This is a genomic window from Actinosynnema sp. NPDC059797, assembly GCF_042732085.1.
GTDB lineage: Bacteria > Actinomycetota > Actinomycetes > Mycobacteriales > Pseudonocardiaceae > Actinosynnema.
The window spans coordinates 1-1,506 of the sequence record NZ_JBHWIE010000721.1 but is presented as its reverse complement, the minus strand read 5'-3'; the positions used below and the strand labels follow the sequence as shown (position 1 = coordinate 1,506).

At 76.1% G+C, this 1,506-nt stretch carries 2 protein-coding genes and 1 pseudogene; 1 reads left to right on the top strand and 2 read right to left on the bottom strand.

Translation table 11 applies throughout. The annotated features are described in order from the left end of the window. Positions 1 to 530: NADPH-dependent FMN reductase (locus ACFV4N_RS43675; protein ID WP_499678590.1), on the bottom strand; the 530-nt coding region annotated here is incomplete at its 3' end. A gap of 85 nt (positions 531 to 615) precedes the next feature. Here ACFV4N_RS43675 and ACFV4N_RS43670 point away from each other — a divergent pair. Then, positions 616 to 1,266 (top strand): TetR/AcrR family transcriptional regulator, encoded by a 651-nt coding sequence (locus ACFV4N_RS43670; RefSeq protein WP_499678589.1) that lies wholly within the window; start codon positions 616 to 618, stop codon positions 1,264 to 1,266. A 15-nt stretch (positions 1,267 to 1,281) separates the two neighbouring features. Here ACFV4N_RS43670 and ACFV4N_RS43665 read toward each other — a convergent pair. Then, a pseudogene (locus ACFV4N_RS43665) lies at positions 1,282 to 1,506 on the bottom strand (MFS transporter); the annotation flags it as partial.

The following is a 1,506-nucleotide window of genomic DNA, read 5'->3' as shown; positions in this document are numbered from 1 at the left end:
AGGCCGGCCAGCACCTCGCTGAGCTTGGTGGTGACCTCGGGGTCGTCGGCCGGGTGGGTCTCGGCGAAGCGGGTGACCGAGCCCGGCACCGACAGGGTCACGTCGTCGAGCACGACGCCGCCCGCGATGCCCGCGGCCTTGCGCGCCTCGTCCTGCGCCCACACGCCGCCGTACTGGCCGAACGCGGTGCCGATCACGGCCACCGGCTTGCCCTTCAGGGCACCCGCGCCGAAGGGCCGGGACAGCCAGTCGATGGCGTTCTTCAGCACGGCCGGGATGGTGCCGTTGTACTCCGGGGAGAACAGCAGCACGGCGTCGGCGCGGCGGGTCGCCTCGCGCAGGCTGGTCGCGGCGGCGGGCACGACGTCCTCGACGTCGATGTCCTCGTTGTAGAAGGGCACGTCGGCGAGCCCCTCGTACACCTCGATCTCCACGCCCTCGGGAGCGAGCCGGACAGCGGTCTCGGCGAGCTGGCGGTTGTGCGAGCCGGCGCGGAGGCTGCCGACGAGCGCGAGGATGTGGACGGTCATGTTGAACCCCCATGTGGGTGCGGTCGAACGCTGCACCCGGCATAAACGGACCACGGTCCGCTTCTCTTCCGGCTAGGCTGCGGACGTGATCGACGCCACGTCGCCGCCACCGGAACCCGGCGACGGGTCCGGCACCCGCGGCCCGCTGCCGGTGCTCAACCCCGGGCCGCGCCTGCGGGCCGACGCGGCGCGCAACCGGGCCCGGCTGCTGGAGGCCGCGGCCAGGCTGGCGGCGGAGCACGGCGCGGCGAACCTCACCATGGAGGCCGTCGCCGCCGCGGCCTCGGTCGGCAAGGGCACGGTGTCACGGCGCTTCGGCGACCGCGCCGGCCTGCTGCTGGCCCTGCTCGACCACCACGAGCGGCGGTTGCAGGAGGCGTTCCTCGGCGGCCCGCCGCCGCTGGGGCCCGGCGCCGACCCCGACGCGCGCCTGCTGGCCTTCGGACCGGCCGTGATGCGCCACGAGCGCGCCCACCTGGACATGTACCTGGCCGCCGACCCCGCGCCGCTGCGCCGCTTCACCGTGCCCCCGTACCGGCTGCGCCTGACCCACGTGGCGGTGCTGCTGCGGCAGGCCGGCACGGCGGCGGACGCGGAGCTGACCGCCCACGTGCTGCTGGCGGCCCTGGACACCGCGCTGGTCGACCACCTGCTGACGCAACCGGGTTTCACCCTGGAGCGGCTGGAGGCCGGGTGGCGCGACCAGGTCGCCAGGGCGGTCGCCGACCCGGCCTGACCCGCCCGGCGGGGTTCACCGGCCCCGCGGCCGGGCGGTGAGCGCGACCACCGCAGCGGTGCAGGCCAGCAGGGCGGCGAGACCGAGCAGGCCGACGCCGAGCGTGGTGGCGGCGGCGAGCGCGCCGACGAGCAGCGGACCGCCGGCGTCGCCGAGTTCGCGGCCGACCTCGGCGGAGCCCAGGGTCTGCCCGAGGCGTTCCTCCGGGGTGGTGGCGGCCAGGTGGGCGAACCCGATCGG